The sequence below is a fragment of the Variovorax sp. EL159 genome, from assembly GCF_900100965.1.
In the GTDB taxonomy this organism is placed as follows: domain Bacteria; phylum Pseudomonadota; class Gammaproteobacteria; order Burkholderiales; family Burkholderiaceae_C; genus Variovorax.
On sequence record NZ_FMUJ01000004.1, the window covers coordinates 692,558 to 709,701 of the forward strand.

Below are 17,144 nucleotides of genomic sequence, written 5' to 3' on the forward strand. Positions count from 1 at the left end.
CGATGCACCCCTGGCGCCCGTGCCCCCCGATGCGATAACCTGCGTTGCCGATGAACGAGATGCTCCGCCCCGACCCCGATGCCCTGATCGCGCAACTGCGCAGCGACGAGGCGCGCGCGCAGCGCGGCAAGCTGCGCATCTACTTCGGCGCCAGCGCCGGCGTCGGGAAAACCTGGGCCATGCTCAGCGCCGCCCAGCGCGAGCGCGCCACCGGCCGCGACGTGCTCATCGGCGTGATCGAAACCCACGGCCGCAGCGAAACCGCCGCGTTGCTCGCGGGCCTCGACGCGCTGCCGATGCGCGAGCTGGACTACCGGGGCCGCACGCTCGCCGAGTTCGACCTCGACGCCGCGCTGGCGCGCAAGCCCGCCGTGCTGCTGGTCGACGAACTCGCCCACACCAACGCCCCCGGTTCGCGCCACACCAAGCGCTGGCAAGACGTGCAGGAGCTGCTGGCCGCCGGCATCGAGGTGTGGTCGGCGCTCAACGTGCAGCACCTGGAAAGCCTCAACGGCACGGTCGGTGCCATCACCGGCGTGCGCGTGCACGAGACCGTGCCCGACACCGTGCTCGACGAGGCCGACGAAGTGGTGCTGGTCGACGTCACGCCCGACGAACTCACCGCCCGGCTCGCGGCCGGCAAGGTCTACCTGCCGCAGCAGGCCGAGCGCGCGGCGCAGAACTTCTTTCGCAAGGGCAACCTGATTGCGCTGCGCGAGATCGCCCTGCGCCGCACCGCCGAGCACGTGGAAGACGATGTGCGCGGCTGGCGCGTCGAGCAGTCGGGCGTGGGCGGCAATGGCCGTGGCCTGCAGGCGTGGAACACCTCGGGCGCGATCCTCGCGTGCGTCGGCCCGCATGAAGGCGCGGCGCAAACGGTACGCACGGCGGCGCGCCTGGCAGGCCAGCTCAACGTGCGGTGGCATGCGGTGTATGTCGAAACGCCCCGCCTGCAACGGCTGGCCGCCACCGAGCGCGACCGCATCCTTGCCGTGCTCAAGCTGGCCGAAGAACTGGGCGCGGCCACGGCTGTGCTCACGGGTTCCGATGTGGCGGAGCAGCTCGCCGAACAGGCGCGCCGGCTCAACTGCGCGACGCTGGTGCTGGGGCGCTCCGAGCCGGCCACCGGCTGGCGCCGCTGGTGGCCCGCGCGCACGCTGCCGCTGTCGCGTGCGCTGGCCCAGCGCGCACCCGCGCTCGACATCATGGAAGTGGCACGCGCCGACAGCTCGCGCCGCCTGTCGCGTGCGCCGCTCGAAGGCGCGCGCATCGACAGCGACGATCACGAGAAGGCGCCGACCTACTGGCCCGGCTACGCATGGGCCGCCGCCACCAGCGTCGCGCTCACGCTGGTCTGCACGCCGCTGGCCAGCGTGCTCGAACTGTCGAACATCGTGATGCTCTTCCTGCTCGGCGTGGTGGGCGTGGCGATGCGCTTCGGCCGCGGGCCGTCGGCGCTGGCGGCATCGCTCAACGTGGCGGCCTTCGACTATTTCTTCGTGCCGCCGCGCCTGTCGTTCGCGGTGAGCGACGTGCAGTACGTGCTGACCTTCGCGGTCATGCTCGGCGTCGGCCTGCTGGTGGGCCAGCTCACCGCCGGGCTGCGCTTTGCGGCCGGCGTGTCGACCAGCCGCGAGCGGCGCGCACGCTCGCTGTTCGAGCTGACGCGCGAGCTGTCGGCCGCGCTGGAAAGCTCGCAGGTCGTCACGTTGGGCGGCGCGGCGGTGCGGGGCCACTTCGGCGGCCACGCGCTGGTGCTGGTCACCGATGCGGCCGACCAGCTCGTGATGCCCACCGATCCGCCGGAGGGCTTCGACCCGCAGGTGGCCGACTGGGCCTTCCGCCACGGCCAGCCGGCCGGCCTTGCCACCGCCACGCTGGCGGCGCAGCCCTGGCACTACGTGCCGCTGCAGGCGCCGATGCGCGTGCGCGGCGTGCTGGCGCTGTCGCCGGCCCAGCCGCGCTGGCTGCTCATTCCCGAACAGGCGCAGCAGCTCGACACGCTGGCGCGGCAGATCGCGATTGCGCTGGAGCGCGTGCACTACGTCGAGGTGGCGCAGCAGGCGGTGGTCGAGATGGAATCGGAGCGGCTGCGCAACGCGCTGCTCGGCGCGATCTCGCACGACGTGCGCACCCCGCTCACCGCGCTGATCGCGCTCGCCGAATCGCTGCAGACCTTGCCGCCCGCCGAGCATGCCGACGCCGCGCGCGCCATCGTCGCGCAGGCGCACGAGCTGCATGCGCTGGTCAACAACCTGCTCGACATGGCGCGGCTTGAAAGCGGCATCGCGGGCGGCGCGGTGAACCTGCGGCGCGACTGGCAATCCGTGGAAGAGGTGGTGGGATCGGCCATTCGCGCGGCGCGCACCTCGCTGGGCAACGTGGTGGTGCAGACGGCGCTCGACCCCGAGCTGCCGTTGGTGGAGTTCGATGCGGTGCTGATCGAGCGCGTGCTGGTCAACCTGCTCGAGAACGCCACCAAGTACGGCGCGCCACCCATCGTGGTCGGTGCCCGCGCCGAGCCCGGCACGCTGGTGCTGACGGTGCGCGACCATGGGCCAGGCCTGCCCGCCGCGCTGCTCGGCCATGAGCAGAAACTGTTCGATAAATTCACGCGCGGCGAGGTCGAATCGGCCACGCCGGGCGTGGGGCTGGGCCTGGCAATCTGCAGGGCGGTGGTGAGCGCGCACGGCGGCGAAATCACGGCGGCCAATGCGCGCGATGGCGGTGCAGAATTCACGGTCACCCTGCCACGTCGCGAGCCGCCCGAACCGGCCGAAGCCCAACTCTGAAGCCATGCCATCTCCCACCGCCATCGTGATCGAAGACGAGCCGCAGATCCGCCGTTTTGTGCGCGGCGCGCTCGAGGCCGAGGGCTGGCTGGTGCACGAGGCCGGCACGCTGCGCGATGGCCTTGCGGCAGCGGGAACGCGCCAACCCGACTTGCTGGTGCTCGACCTCGGGCTGCCCGATGGCGATGGGGTGTCGCTGATTCGCGATGTGCGCGGCTGGTCGGCCGTGCCGATCATCGTGCTGTCCGCGCGCACCGATGAAGCGGACAAGATCGCCGCGCTCGACGCGGGTGCCGACGACTATCTGACCAAGCCCTTCGGCACCGGCGAATTGCTGGCGCGGGTGCGCGCGAATCTGCGGCGCCCACGAGCGGCGGGTGGCGGCAGTGATGAACCTGCGGAAGCACTGTTCCGCTTCGGCGAGATCGAGTTCGATCGCGGCGCGCGCATCGTGCGCCGCGCCGGTGAAGAGGTGCACCTGACGCCGACCGAGTACCGGCTGCTGTCGGTGCTGGTTGCCAATGCAGGGCGCGTGTTGACGCAGCGCCAACTGCTGCGCGAGGTGTGGGGTCCGTCGCACACGGACCAGAGCCACTATCTGCGGATCTACATGGGGCATCTGCGGCAGAAGCTGGAGGCCGACCCTGCGCAGCCTCGGCATCTGTTGACGGAGACTGCTGTGGGGTATCGGTTGGTGGTCTAGTTTTTTTCGACCGCCGACCGCCGACCGTTGGTTGTTGGTTGTTGGTTGTTGGTTGTTGGTTGTTGGCTGTGTCGATCGGGGGCGCGGCGATGGGTGCTGTGCCCTTGGGCGGCCGACGTCACCGGCCCTACGGGCTTCCCTGCGCTGCTCACGACGGGCGGGGTCTCGCAGAACTCGCTTCGCTCAAACAGCTGCGAGCCCTGATCCGCCCGTCGCTCCGCTGCTCGGCGGTGCCTCAACGGCCACCCAAGGGCACAGCACCCATCGCCGTGGACAAGGCGGTTGTTGATCTTTCCTCCTCCTCGGAGCCCGCTCCCTGCATTACTCCCTCTCCCTCTGGGAGAGGGGTGGGGTGAGGGCAGTCGGCATCAACGCCACGACAAGCGTCCGGTACGCGGTGCGGTGTGGTCGGCCCCTCTGGGCCGCCGAGGAGCGCAGCGTTTCGCGGATCAGGGCTCGCAGCTGTTTGAGCGAAGCGAGTTCTGCGAGACCCCGCGAAATGCGAGCACCGCAGGGAAGCCCGAAGGGCCGGCACAGCGGGGCTGACCGCGCCGTGCCGCGTACCGGGCGCCTCCCCAAAGAACACTGAAGGAGCCTCCTGACCCAATCTCATTACTTTCAGTCCCTCACTCATTACCGTCTTCAAGTCATCCGGCTCAACACTGTCTCCTGTCCGAATGTCCGGAAAAAACAGGAGAGCAGGTTTGCACATAGTGATCATCGGCGCAGGCCTGGGCGGCCTGTGCCTCGCACAAGGACTCCATCGACGCGGCATGTCCTTCGCCGTCTACGAGCGCGACGCCGCACCCGACAGCCGCCCACAAGGCTTCCGCATCAAGATCGATCAGACCGGCCAGCAAGCACTCGAAGCTTGCCTGCCACCCGCGTTGAACACGCGCTTCAAGGAGACCTGTGCAATCCCCGTGAATGGCGTCAACCTCATCGGCCCGAACCTCGAACCCGTGAGCGAACGATGGGTCGCATCATGGCAGCGCGCCGGTGGGGACGATGCTCCCGTGGGCCGCGTGGAGGATGTGAACGCCGACCGTCTCGCGATGCGCCGCGTGCTGCTCAGCGGCATCGAAGCGCACGTCCATTTCGGTCGCGCATTCGCCGGCTACGAGCGCAGCGGCGGTGTGCTGCGTGCACGCTTCGAGGACGGCAGCGTGGTCGAAGGAGACGTTCTCGTGGCCGCCGATGGCGTCAACTCCACCGTGCGCGCGATGCGCCTTCCCGACGTGGTGCCACTCGACACCGGATCGACCTGCATCTACGGCAAGACCCTCTTCAGCGCGGACACCGCATCACGCATCGCGCCGCTGTTCCACACGAAAACCTCTGTCGCATTCGGCGATCGCCTCGCGGTCATCGTCGATCCGATGAAGTTCAGGCGAGAGGCATCGCTTCAGCCAGTCGGCGACTACCTCTACTGGGCCATGATCGGGCCGAACGACCGCCTGAACCCCGATGACGGCACCGGTGCGCCACCATCAGAGCCGCGCAACCGCGCGCATGCCATCGTGCTGTCCCGCGCCGCCGATTGGCATCCCGGGTTCCGTGCCCTCTTCGAGCTGGCCGCACCCTCCGACGTCGCCATGCTCCCGATCCGAACCATGACCGCACCACCAGCCTGGACGACAGACGGCGTGACCGTACTCGGCGATGCGATCCACGTCATGAGTCCTGCTGGTGGCCTGGGCGCGAACACTGCATTGCACGACGCCGCCACGCTCGCCGAAAAACTGGGCGCGGCATTCGCCAATCGCACCTCTGTGATGGCGGCAGTCGCCGCGTACGAGGCGGCCATGCGCGACTACGCACGCGAGGCCATCCAGCAATCGAACGAGGGTGCACAACTGTTGTTCGGCGCGGTGGCCGCGTAGCTAGTGACAATCGGCCGGCATGAACACCACGATGAAACGCTTCGGCAGGGCCTGGGTTGTTGGCGCATCGATTGCGTTGCTCGGCGCGGTAATCCATGCGGCGCCGCCATCGCAGCCGCTACAGATCGGCGAAGGCACCACGCTCCGCATCGTGCCCGTGCCGCGCGCAAAGCTGGCCTCCGGCACTTCAGTGAACCTGAGATGGAGCCCGACGCTGAAGCGGGCCATCGCCACGTCGGACGATGTGTTCGTCGCCGGCGCCGCGACCTTCCAACAAGACGGCCACACCTACTTCTACCTCGTGACCCAGGAGCCCTCGCGCGAGAACCGCGGTGCCGGTTACTGCGGCGCAGGCACGGAAGACATCCTTCGTCTCATCGAGATAGCGAAGCCACCATTGCACCTGATCGAGCGCGACAAGCTGCTCCTGCAAAGCTGCCTCGAATCGATAGAACTCGACGACGCCAGCGGCGCCTCGCTGCGCACGCAACTGGAAGGCCGTACCGATCCGCAGCACCTGATGCTCACATGGTCAGCGCACCCCAAGTTCGGCTCCGTACCCAAGCGGGTGACGGTGCGCGACGGACGGCTCGCGCTCGAATAGACACCGTCGCACATCGAGCGCAGTCGTGGTGTCCGGCCAACATCGCGCTCACGCACAACTTGCCTTCCGCCTTTCCTGCAAACACAATCCGCCCCACCATGAAATTCATCCAGGCCATCGAGGCGAGCATCGCCACCCACTGACATCGCCCTCGATCGCGTTCGGAAGGCGTTGCGCCTTCCGGTCTCCAACCCCGGCAGGTTCGTCCCTCCGGGGTTTTGTTTTTTCTGCGTTCCCATTCCATTCACACCATGCGTACCTACGACAAGCTGATCGCCACGATTTCCGTCCGCCGGAGCGTGGACACCGTGCGCCCGGGCTCCGGCCGCAGCAACAACAGATTGCACGACCCCGTTCGTCGCTAGCCCCAAGGCGAATCTCGCCTGGGGCTGGCGCAAAGCCAACCAGGCATGCGAAGCGCGCAGGACGCGCCTCGATTCAAAGAAAGAGATTCGTCATGAACCCGAAACCCAGGAACATCCGCAACATCGGCATCATTGCCCACGTCGACGCGGGCAAGACCACCACCACCGAACGCATCCTGTTCTACGCCGGCGACAGCCATCGCATCGGCGACGTGAGCAGCGGCACGACCCGCACGGACTTCGATCCGCAGGAACGCGCGCGTGGCATCACCATCAGCAGTGCGGCCGTCACGGTCCACTGGAACGCGACCCAGATCAACCTGATCGACACGCCGGGCCACATCGACTTCAACATCGAGGTGAACCGTTCCCTGCGTGTGCTCGACGGTGCCGTGGTCGTGTTCGACGGCGTTGCCGGCGTGGAGCCGCAGACGGAAACGAACTGGCGCCTCGCGGACAAGTACCGCGTGCCGCGCATCGCCTTCGTCAACAAGCTCGATCGGCTCGGCGCCGACTTCCTGCGCGTGGTCGCGATGATGGAAGAACGCCTGGGCGTGAAGGCCGTGGCCGTGCAGTTGCCCATTGGCGCGGAAGGCGACTTCCGTGGCGTGATCGACCTGGTCGGCATGCGCGCGCTCGTCTGGGACAAGGACGATGCCAGCCAGCCCTACCGCGTGGCCGGGATTCCTGCCGATTCGTTGGCTCTGGCGCAGCGCCATCGCGCGCGGCTCGTGGAGCTTGCGGTTGAGCAGGATGAAGCGGCAATGGTCGCGTATCTGAATGGCGAAGAGCCGACGGCCGACGCGCTGCGCGCGTGCATCCGCAAGAGTGTGCTGGCAGGTGCGTTCGTGCCGGTGCTGGCAGGTTCGGCGTTCCGCAATCGCGGCGTGGAGCCCCTGCTCGATGCCGTCGTGGACTGGCTGCCGAAGCCTGGCGAAGTGGAGATGGCGTGCGATCCGGCGGCGCCGTTCGCAGCCCTCGCGTTCAAGGTCGTCACCGACGACCACGGCGCGATGGTGTTCGTGCGCGTCTACAGCGGCAGGTTGCGGCGTGGCGACGCGATGCTCAATGCCACGACAGGTCGCAGCGAACGCGCGGCACGGCTGTATGAAGTGCATGCGGACGACCGCATCGAACGCGACGAGCTCGTGGCCGGCGATATTGCGGCCATCGTCGGGTTGAAGGACACGCTGACCGGCCACACCCTGTGTGACCGGAACCATCCGGTGCATCTGGAAGAGATCAGCGTGCCCGAGCCCGTGATCCACATCGCGATCGAAGCGAAGGCGCAGGCCGATCAGCAAGGGCTGTCGAAGGCATTGCAGGCCATGTTGCGGGAAGACCCGAGCCTGCAGCTTCGGCAGGATGCCGAATCGGGCCAGACGATCCTTTCGGGCATGGGTGAGTTGCAGCTCGAAGTGTCGATCGAGAAGTTGCGCGCAAAGTACGGCATCGATGTGTCGGTGGGCCGGCCCCAGGTCGCCTACCGTGAAACGATTTCAAGAGAAGTGGAGGTGCACCATGTGCACAAGAAGCAGACCGGCGGCCCCGGTCAGTTCGCGGAGCTGACGCTTCGTCTCGCGCCGCAAGCGCGTGGCGAAGGCATCGCTTTCGAGAGCCAGGTGGTGGGCGGCGTCATTCCGCGCGAGTTCATTCCCGCGGTCGAGGCCGGCATCCGCCGAGCCGCGCAATCGGGTGTGGCCGCCGGTTTTCCGTGTGTGGACTTCGTGGCCACGCTGGTGGACGGTAGCCACCATGAGCGCGATTCGTCCGCGATGGCTTTCGAGCTGGCGGCTGCCAAGGCATTCCGCGAGGCGGCTGTCAGGGCGGGGCCCCAGGTGCTCGAACCGGTGATGGCCGTGGAGGTCATCACGCCGGCCGACTACCTGGGCGACTGCATCGGTGACCTGCACCGGCGCCGTGGTTCGATTCGCGGCCAGACGATGCGCGGCAACGCGGCCGTCATCGATGCGCGTGTGCCGCTGAAGGAGATGTTCGGCTACATCGGCAACCTGCGCGCGCTGTCTTCGGGCCGCGCGCAGTACACGATGCAGTTCGATCACTACGCAGTGGCGCCTGCGAGTGAAACGGCTGGGCTCGCGAAGAGCTGATGGCCTTGAAAGGGCGGTCCTGTGGGCCGCCCTTTTTTCATGTCAGGCCGCCAGGCCCTTGTTCGGATTCAGCAAGAACTTCTCTCCCGTCGCCTGCTTGCCATACACACCGATCGCATCGAGCTGCAGCGCCTCGACCAGCGACACCTCGCGCGTGTACTTGCTTGCGAACGTGGTCTTCAGTTCCGCCACCACGCGTGCCTTCAGGCGTTGCGTGCCTTCGTCGCCGAGCTTCCCGAGGAACGGGAACAGCAGCCAGCCGCCCATGCCCCATGCCATGCCGAAGTTGCGCACGAACTCGGTCGGGCTGCGGTCGAGGCCGCCGTAGATGTAGACCTGCTTGTGGGTGGTCGAGCCGTAGCGGCTGTATTCCTTGGCGGTACGGTTCAGCGCCGCTTCCATGCAGCCGAGGATCTGGCCCGCGAGCTTGCCGCCGCCGGTGGCATCGAAGGCCAGCGTGGCGCCGGTGTCGACCAGCGCCTGCGTCAGGTCTTCGAGAAAAGTGGGCGACGTGGCGTTGCACACGTACTTCGCGCCGAGGCCGCGCAGCAGCGCTTCCTGCTCGGGCTTGCGCACGATGTTGACGAGGTCGATGCCATCCTTCTGGCAGATCTTGTTGAGCATCTGGCCGAGGTTGGAGGCGGCGGCGGTGTGCACCAGCGCCTTGTGGCCTTCGCGCCGCATCGTCTCGACCATGCCGAGCGACGTGAGCGGATTGACGAAGCACGAAGCACCTTCGGCCGCCGTCGTGCCCGCCGGCAGTTCCATGCACTGCGCGACGGCAACCGCGCGGTACTGCGAGTACATGGCGCCGCCGATAGCGGCCACGGTCTTGCCGAGCAGGGCCTGCGCGGCCGGCGACGAGCCGGCCTTGACGACCACGCCTGCGCCTTCGTTGCCGACCGGCATCGACTGGTCGAGGCGACCGGCAACGAAGGCGCGGGCGCGTTCGGGCACGGTGGCGGTAACGACGGGGCGCTCGGCCGTGCCGGATGCCTTGGCGGTGCTCATGTCGGCGGCGCCGAACAGCAGGGCCAGGTCCGACGGGTTCATCGGCGATGCCTCGACGCGGATCACCACCTCGTGGGCCTGCGGTTCGGGGATCGGCTCGTCATACAGCGAGAGTTCGAGTTCGCCGTTCGAGCGAACGAGGGAGCGGATTTGCAGCGCCATGGAAGTAGCCCTTGAAGAGGTTCGTTCGGAGATGGCCGGTGGCCACGGGGCGGCCAGTATAGGAGCGGGGTGCGAAAGCCGCAGGCGCCTTCAGGACACCATGGGAATGGCTTGGGCATGGGCCAGCGCGTGGCGCATCTTCGGCGGGTCGAGCCGCTCGATGTAGCGCGGGATGTTGCGCCACAGCGTGTGGTAGCCGTAGCCGCCGCGCAGCATTTCGTGGCGCGCGCTGTCCTTGTCCCAGTCCTGCACCGCCATGCGGTAGACGGCCGCCACCACGCCGGTGCGGTCGGCGCCGTGCATGCAGTGGATGAGCACCGGGCCGAGTTTTTCGGCCTCGCGAATGGCGACCAGCGCGCGCAGCACCTTGGCGTCGTCGATGGACCAGGTGTTGATCGGCACGCGCAAGAGGCGGATGCCGGAGCCGGCAAACACCTTCTTGTCGTCGTTGAAGGAGCGCAGGCTCACCACGGTGCGGATGCCCAGCGACTGCAGCGCGGCCATGTTGGCGCGCCGGGGCTGTGCGCTGCGGTACAGCGTGGGTGTGATGCGGTGCAGGTTCTCGACTCGCAGTTCGTCCAGCGGGTCGGCCCAGTGGCCGGGGCGCGGGTCGTCGATCTTCGGTGTGGTCATTTCTTCTTTCGGCGCCAGTGCCGGGTCACCACGATCAGCAGCGCCACCGCCAGGCCGCCCCAGTAGTCGACCGGCGCGCCCCACAGCCAGTGCTTGTGCCAGAAGGCATCGACCGGGTTGAAGCGGGCCCAGCCGAAGGCCGGGTTGATCATGAACCACATGAAGTCTTCGCAGACCCAGAACACGATCAGCCCCGCGAGCGCAAGGCCCCAGTCGCGCAGCTTCCAGCGTCCGTTGAAGGCCAGCGGCGAGAAGAACACCAGCGCCATGAAGGTGAAGACCCAGGCGTGGTAGCCGGTCATGGCGCGGCCGCCCCAGAAGATGTCGAGCCAGATGCTGTTCTCGATGCGCCAAGTGGGCAGCGAGGTGGCCCAGCCCGCGCCGCCTTCGATCTGGATTTCTGCGTTGGCAAAGAAGAAGGCCATCACGACCACCCAGACGAGGTAGCCGAGCGTGCGGCCCACGCCCGTCTTTTCGACCTCGCCGCTCACGCGCCGGCACCCAGCACGTGTTGCAGCACGGCCCGTGCGGCCTGCGGCTTGCCGAGCGCGCGGCTGCGCGTGGCCATGTGTGCGAGCTTGGCGGGGTCGGCCATCAGGCGCGCCACCTTGTAGTCGAGGCCGATGGCGTCGTAGGCAAGCCATGCGGCGCCTTCTTCCATCAGGAAGCCGGCGTTGTGTTCTTCCTGCCCCGGAATGGGCGAGATCAGCAGCATCGGCTTGCCGAGCGCCAGGCATTCGGACACCGTGAGGCCGCCGGGCTTGGTAACCACCAAGTCGGCCGCAGCCATGAGCTTGTGCATCTCGTTGGTGAAGCCGATGGCCACCACGCGGCCCGGATGGCGCCGGGCCAGCGCCTCGAGCTTGCCGTGCGCCTCGACGTTGCGGCCCGCCACGGCGATGACCTGGAAGTTGCCCTTGCTGCCGTCCTGTCCGCCGAGGCCGAGCACGCGCTCGACCATGCTGGGCAGGTCGCCCACGCCGGCGCCGCCCGAAGCCATCAGCAGGATGGGGCGCGAGGGGTCGAGGCCGAGTTCGGTCGCGCAGGCGTGGCGCGCGAGCGCCGGCACGTCGGGTTCGGAAAAGCCGGGCATCACCGGGATGCCGGTCACGTGGATGCGCTCCGGCGGAATGCCGCGCGCCCGCAGGCGGAAGGCCACTTCTTCCGTCGCCGCAAGGTAGCCCGCCATGCCCGGCACCAGCCACATGTTGTGCAGGTCGTAATCGGTGATCTGCAGCCACACGGGGTAGTCGATGCGGCCCCGGTTGCGCTCACGCATCAGAAGCTCGGCCGGCAGGAAGTGGGTGCAGATCACCGCATCGGGCTTCTCGCGGCGGATCTCGCGCACCAGCGCGCCGGTGCTCAGGCGCTCGATGCCGCGGCGCAGCCGTTGCGAAGGCGCGTGGTGCGGCGTGACGTCGGTGCGCTGATGGAGGTACGACCAGAGGTCGGGCGCGCGGTTCACGAGCTGGATGTACCAGTCGGTGTAGACCTTGCGAAAGCCTCCGGCCACATGGGCCATGGCGTCGATGTGGACCGCCGTGCAGGGCGGGGCGAGGGTCTGGGCGGTGGCGGCGAGCGCCTGTGCTGCACGCACATGTCCGTTGCCGGCACTTACGCTGAGGATCAGGAGTTTGGTCATGGATTCGGCAGTCTGCGCGGATTATGGCCATGCCGCGTGGCAGTGCTGGCTGCGGCTGTCCAGGTCGCGGCTTGCGGGGTGATGAACTCCTCGACTTGAGCGCTGTTGTTGCTCCTGGCGCTGCTGTTCAGGGCGGCGCTCACGCCGACGGCGTACTCCCCTCCGCGAATGTCCCCCGGGGCTGCGCCCCTCCTCCTTTATTTCGCTGCGGGGAGCACACCGCCGGCGTGGGCGTTGTCAGAGCAGTTATTGATCAGCGATTCACCAGCAGCGTGCCCTCGTGCGAATGGCACCGGGTGCTCCTCGCAGCGAAATAAAGGAGGAGCGAAGCGGGGGACATTCGCGCAGGGGAGTACCCGGTGTCATCCGCACGCGCCCCGAACAGCAGCGCCGCGAAAGAAACCCTTCAGAGCGGAGCGCGCGAAGTCACGAACTGATTGACACCAACGGCCGCACGCTCGCGAATCGCATCGAAAGTCGTGCTCGCCACGATGCGCCCGTTCTCGAACACCGTCTGCAGCAGATCGACCTGATCGGCCGCAAGCGTTTCCTCGCGCAACGTCTGCACCTCGCCACGCGCGTTCTGCACGAGCGCGAGCCGCCCCTTCTTCGATGCCTTGCTCACATCGCCCACCGGCGACTTGTAGACATCGCGCCACTCGCCGTTCACCTGCATGGCCGAACACTTCATCGCCCACTGCATCGTGTCGCGGTTCACCTGCTGCAGCAGCCCGCCGCCCATGCCGAAGGAGATGTTCTCGGTCGAGAACCCGTTGTGAAAGAAGTTCGACAGGCACAGCCGCAGCGAATCGAGCGTCACGCCGTCGCCCTGGATGATGCGCACGTTGTTCAGCACGCGAAAACCCTTGGCGTTGGTCGTGGTGCCGAAGCGATCGGCCAGGATCTGCGCCACCTTCAGCGTGGTTTCGGCCGGGTCGCCCGAGTCGGGCCGCACCACCAGCGTCGCGCCCGAGCCCACCACCTTCGCCTTCAGCTCGTTGCCCCAGATGTGCGCGCAGGCATTGAAGATGTCGTAGCTGTCGCTCACCACCGCGAAGGTCGCGCCGGGCTTGCCGAACTGCTCGACCATGTTGCTGTACGCATCGGCCTCGTGGTCGCGGCCCCAGCCGGTGATGGTGCTGTGCTCGGCCGCGGGAATCGAGAAGCCCGCCACATCGCAGTCGTAATAACGGCGCGCGGCCACCAGCGCGGCGAGCGTGTCGGTGCCCATGAAGTTGACCAGGTGCGCCATGCCGCCGAGCGCCGCCGATTCGAGGCTCGACACACCGCGCGCGCCGAAGTCGTGCAGCCTGAAGGCGATCTGCCCCTGCGGGTCGTCGCATGTCGCTTCGAGGTAACGCAGCAGCGTGGTGCGCGCGGCGGCCGACAGCGTGGCCACCGTGGTGGGGTACCAGATGGCGCGCAGCAGTTCGGTTTCGAGAAAGCTCGTGACCCAGAAGAACTCGGGGTCGGTGTTCTCGATGGTGGCCAGCACGTTGTGCACCGGCAGCACGCTGCCTTCGGGCACGGCGCGGATGCGCACGGGCATCAGGCCGCCGTGCTTCTCGATCAGGCGCAGCCAGCCTTCGCGGTTGAAGGGCTCGCCGTGCACCGCCATCAGCGCGGCGGCTTCATCGACATCGGCCAGCGTGACGGGCGTCTGCAGGTACTCGCGCAGGTACGCCTGCAGGCCGAAGAAGAGCGAGTGGCTGAAGATGCCGCCGCGCGATTCGATGTAGCTGTACACCGTCTGCGTGCCGGGCGGATATTGCATCCAGTGCGACACCTTGTAGGAGTCGGTGCGCAGCAGCAGGTTGTTGCCCAGGGGCGAGGAGGTGAGGTTGCGGTTCATGTGAAAGCTCCTTTCACTGTGGCACCCGTCAACCGGGTGCCGTTCTTGCTGACAAAGCCTGGTCGTTCAGTTCTTGCCCAGGCCACCCAAAAAATGATTCGCGATGAAGAAGTGGTCTTCGTAGACGCGGTCCTGCATGTCGAGGAATTCTGCGATCGGCACCCAGCGCACCTCGGCCGCATCGTCGTCGGCGCGCACGTCCGAAAGGCCGGTCCACTGGTTGTGCGCCAGCTCGAAGAAAAATCCGTGCGTGATCGTGCGGCCGCGCTGCGAGCGGTCGGGCGCATCGAACACATGGCTGGCCTTCATGCTGCCGTTGAGCACGGGCACGGGCACCTTGAGCCGGGTTTCTTCCTTCAGCTCGCGGACGGCAGCGTCCTGCAGCCGCTCGTGCTGGCCGACGAAGCCGCCGGGCAACGCCCAGGTGCCCTTGCCAGGGTGGAACTTGCGCTGCACCAGCAGGATGTGGCCGGCCTCGACCACGATGGCATCGACCGTGGTGTAGATGGGCGGAAAGTCGCTGCCCGCATAGCGGTACTTGTCGCGGTAGTCGACAAGAAAGGCGCGCTCTTCGCAAAGCTCGGCGTAGTCGCCGGTGTGCGTGAACTGTTCGAGGAATGCGGCGGTGCCGTCGGGCAGGTCGGCGCGTGCGAGCTGGCCGCGGTTCTCGGGGTCGAAGTAGAGGCTGCGCACGTCGGTGGCGTTCAGGCTCTCCACGTTCTGGTGGGCCACGAACTCCCAGTGCGGGAACAGCTTGAGGTAGTAGCTCGATGCGTCCTTCAGATGGCCCACCAGCGCCACCTTGGCCTTGGCGGGCGCATGGCCGTCCTGCTGGATGAGGCGCTCGACGGCCGACTGGATCGACGCGATCCAGAGCTGGTCGTTGTAGGGCGAGTCGCCCACGCCGACGACGCTCACGCGCATCTGGTCACTGCTGCGCAGGCAGGCGCGCACCATGCGTTCGCGCTCGTCGAAAGTGAAGGGGTTCTTGACGCTGCGCGGTGTGCGGGCGGAGCCGACCACCACGATGACCCGATCGGCGGCGCGAGAGGCCTCTTCGATGAGTCGTTGGTGACCGAAATGAACGGGCTGGAAACGCCCGATGACGATGGCGTACTGGTACTTGCGTGTGCTCACTTGGGAATCCCCCAAAAAGGGCGCGATCAACTCGCGCTTGCGGTCAGGATAGCGCGCTCCCGCATTTCGATCAAGCCATTCTGGCGACGGCCACCGGGCCTCATCGATAATCGGCCATGCCTGCGTCTCCTCCCTCCAACGGCCCGGCCCGTCGCCTGCCGGCCCGCCCTCCGACCGAATCCAGCCAGCCGTTTCGCCGCGCGCCCGCGCCGCAAGCGTCCAGCGATGGCCCGGTGCGGCTCAACAAGCGCATGGCCGAACTCAACATGTGTTCGCGCCGCGAAGCCGACGAATGGATCGCCAACGGCTGGGTCAAGGTGAACGGCAAGCCGGCCGAGATGGGCGTGAAGGTCACGCCCTCCGACCGCATCGAGATCGACAAGGCGGCCAAGGGCCAGCAGGCGAACCAGGTCACCATCCTCATCAACAAGCCCATCGGCTATGTGAGCGGGCAGGCCGAGGACGGGCATGAACCCGCGGTGGTGTTGTTCACCCCGCAGAACCGTTGGGCGGACGACAACGCGCGCTTCTTCTTCAGCCCCCAGCAGCTGCGCGGACTGGCGCCGTGCGGCCGGCTCGACATCGATTCCATCGGCCTGCTGGTCATGACGCAGGACGGCCGCGTCGCGCGCCAGCTGATCGGCGAAGACTCGGTGATGGAAAAGGAATACCTCGTGCGCGTGGCCTACCACGGCCTGGGCCAGCCGGCGCCCACCGGCCAGCTCATTCGCATGGACGATGACGATCCCGTCACGCAGAACGTGCAGGCGGTCTTTCCGCCGGCGATGCTTGCGAAGCTGCGGCATGGCCTGAGCCTCGACGGCCAGGCGCTCAAGCCGGCGCGGGTCGAATGGCAGAACCCCGAGCAGTTGCGCTTCGTGCTCACCGAAGGCAAGAAGCGCCAGATCCGCCGCATGTGCGAGCTGGTCGGCCTGAAGGTGGTGGGCCTGAAGCGCGTGCGCATCGGCAAGGTGATGCTGGGCAACCTGCCGGTGGGGCAGTGGCGCTACCTCGGCCCGCACGAAAAGTTCTGATTGACCGAGGGCTTCGCACGCGCATGGCCGCCGATGCCCCGCTGCTGAGCCTGCGCGCGCTCAACCGCGCGACGCTGGCGCGCCAGATGCTGCTGGCGCGGCGCAAGCTGTCGGCCGTGCAAGCCATCGAGCGGCTGGGCGGGTTGCAGGCGCAGGCACCGAACCCGCCTTACATCGGCCTCTGGAGCCGGCTTGAAGGCTTCGAGCGCGAACAACTCACCGAGGCCATGCGCAAGCGCCGCATCGTGCGCATGTCGGGGATGCGCTCGACCCTGCACCTGATGACGGCGGCCGACGCGCTGGCATGGCGTCCGCTGCTGGAGCCCGTGCACCAGCGCGGCCTGCTGGGCAACCACAAGCGGGCGCTCGACGGCCTCGATCGCGCGGCCGTGGTCGCGGCCGGCCGTGCGCTGCTCGACCAGCGCCCGCACACCAGCGCCGAGCTGGGGCAGGCGCTCGGCGCACGCTGGAAGGGGCGCGAGACCGCATCGCTGGCCGCGCTGATCCGCAACAACGTGCCGCTGGTGCACCTGCCGCCCGCCGGCAGCTGGAACTCGCACCAGAGCGCGTTGCTGCAGCCCATCGGGCACTGGCTCGGTGAATCTGCCGCCGGCGTCGCTCCGGCCACGCAGGACGACCTGCTGCTGCGCTACCTCGCCGCCTTTGGCCCCGCCACGCTGGCCGATGCGGGCGCGTGGTCGGGCCTGACCGGCTGGAAGGCAGTGGCCGAACGCCTGCGGCCAAAGCTGCGCGTGTTCGTGGGCGAGCAGGGCGAGGAATTGTTCGACCTGCCGCGCGCGCCGCGCCCCGACCCCGACACACCCGCGCCGCCGCGCCTCGTCGCCGAGTGGGACAACCTGCTGCTCTCGCATGCCGACCGCAGCCGCGTGCTGAGCGAGGCACATCGCGCGCGTGTGTTCACCATCAACGGCATCGTGCGCGGCACGGTGCTGCTCGACGGCTTCGTCGCGGGCGTGTGGAAGATCGAGCGGGCGAAGAACACCGCCGCCGTGGTGCTGGAGCCGTTCACGCGCTGGTCGAAGGCCGACCGGCTCGGCGTGCAGGAAGAGGCAATGCGGCTGCTGGCATTCACCGCCGCTGATGGCGACGGCGATGAAAGCGAGCGGCACGCCGTTCGCATGCCCTGAACCTGCTGCACTGTGCGGCGGCCAAGTCAGTCCCGTCTAATTCTTCGCCCTTAGGCTGCGCCACGGC

General features: G+C 67.7%; 13 protein-coding genes. 7 read left to right on the plus strand and 6 right to left on the minus strand.

The annotated features are described in order from the left end of the window. The first annotated feature begins 50 nt into the window (after positions 1-50). The 5 genes from BLQ28_RS20425 to fusA all read left to right on the plus strand — a co-directional run bounded on the left by BLQ28_RS20425 (position 51) and on the right by fusA (position 8,458). Positions 51-2,792, plus strand: a complete 2,742-nt coding sequence (locus BLQ28_RS20425; protein WP_093243148.1) for a DUF4118 domain-containing protein — start codon at positions 51-53, stop codon at positions 2,790-2,792. Positions 2,793-2,796: 4 nt separating this feature from the next. Next, positions 2,797-3,495: a two-component system response regulator KdpE gene (gene kdpE, locus BLQ28_RS20430; RefSeq protein ID WP_093243150.1), complete on the plus strand. Its 699-nt coding sequence runs from the start codon at positions 2,797-2,799 to the stop codon at positions 3,493-3,495. Between the two features lie 713 nt (positions 3,496-4,208). Continuing rightward, on the plus strand, positions 4,209-5,378 hold the full coding sequence (locus tag BLQ28_RS20445; RefSeq protein WP_256327398.1) for an FAD-dependent oxidoreductase: 1,170 nt from the start codon (positions 4,209-4,211) through the stop codon (positions 5,376-5,378). A 19-nt stretch (positions 5,379-5,397) separates the two neighbouring features. Further along, complete coding sequence (locus tag BLQ28_RS20450) at positions 5,398-5,982, plus strand: hypothetical protein (RefSeq protein WP_143012527.1); 585 nt, start codon at positions 5,398-5,400, stop codon at positions 5,980-5,982. A 457-nt stretch (positions 5,983-6,439) separates the two neighbouring features. Continuing rightward, on the plus strand, positions 6,440-8,458 hold the full coding sequence (fusA, locus tag BLQ28_RS20455) for an elongation factor G (protein WP_093243160.1): 2,019 nt from the start codon (positions 6,440-6,442) through the stop codon (positions 8,456-8,458). Between the two features lie 42 nt (positions 8,459-8,500). Here the strand turns inward: fusA and BLQ28_RS20460 are convergent, their stop codons facing one another. From BLQ28_RS20460 to BLQ28_RS20485, 6 genes are all read right to left on the minus strand, one after another. After that, the gene (locus BLQ28_RS20460) at positions 8,501-9,631 is read right to left on the minus strand and encodes a zinc-binding dehydrogenase (RefSeq protein ID WP_093243162.1); all 1,131 of its coding nucleotides are present in this window, start codon (positions 9,629-9,631) and stop codon (positions 8,501-8,503) included. Positions 9,632-9,721: 90 nt separating this feature from the next. After that, positions 9,722-10,264, minus strand: coding sequence for a tyrosine-protein phosphatase (locus tag BLQ28_RS20465; RefSeq protein ID WP_093243164.1), 543 nt, complete (start codon positions 10,262-10,264; stop codon positions 9,722-9,724). Continuing rightward, complete coding sequence (locus BLQ28_RS20470) at positions 10,261-10,755, minus strand: hypothetical protein (protein WP_093243166.1); 495 nt, start codon at positions 10,753-10,755, stop codon at positions 10,261-10,263. The genes BLQ28_RS20465 and BLQ28_RS20470 overlap by 4 nt, the downstream gene beginning before the upstream one ends. Beyond that, positions 10,752-11,906, minus strand: a complete 1,155-nt coding sequence (locus BLQ28_RS20475) for an MGDG synthase family glycosyltransferase (protein ID WP_093243168.1) — start codon at positions 11,904-11,906, stop codon at positions 10,752-10,754. The genes BLQ28_RS20470 and BLQ28_RS20475 overlap by 4 nt, the downstream gene beginning before the upstream one ends. A gap of 406 nt (positions 11,907-12,312) precedes the next feature. Further along, a complete protein-coding gene (locus tag BLQ28_RS20480) occupies positions 12,313-13,758 on the minus strand; it encodes a nicotinate phosphoribosyltransferase (protein WP_093243170.1) in 1,446 nt (481 codons plus the stop codon). Between the two features lie 66 nt (positions 13,759-13,824). Beyond that, the gene (locus BLQ28_RS20485; RefSeq protein ID WP_093243172.1) at positions 13,825-14,895 is read right to left on the minus strand and encodes a bifunctional nicotinamide-nucleotide adenylyltransferase/Nudix hydroxylase; all 1,071 of its coding nucleotides are present in this window, start codon (positions 14,893-14,895) and stop codon (positions 13,825-13,827) included. Positions 14,896-15,146: 251 nt separating this feature from the next. Between BLQ28_RS20485 and BLQ28_RS20490 the strand changes: the two genes are divergently transcribed. Together BLQ28_RS20490 and BLQ28_RS20495 are read left to right on the plus strand one after the other, a co-directional pair. Continuing rightward, positions 15,147-15,929: a pseudouridine synthase gene (locus BLQ28_RS20490; protein ID WP_371126698.1), complete on the plus strand. Its 783-nt coding sequence runs from the start codon at positions 15,147-15,149 to the stop codon at positions 15,927-15,929. Between the two features lie 23 nt (positions 15,930-15,952). Next, entirely contained in the window at positions 15,953-17,077 is a 1,125-nt protein-coding gene (locus tag BLQ28_RS20495) for a winged helix DNA-binding domain-containing protein (RefSeq protein WP_093243174.1), read from the plus strand. Positions 17,078-17,144: the final 67 nt, after the last annotated feature.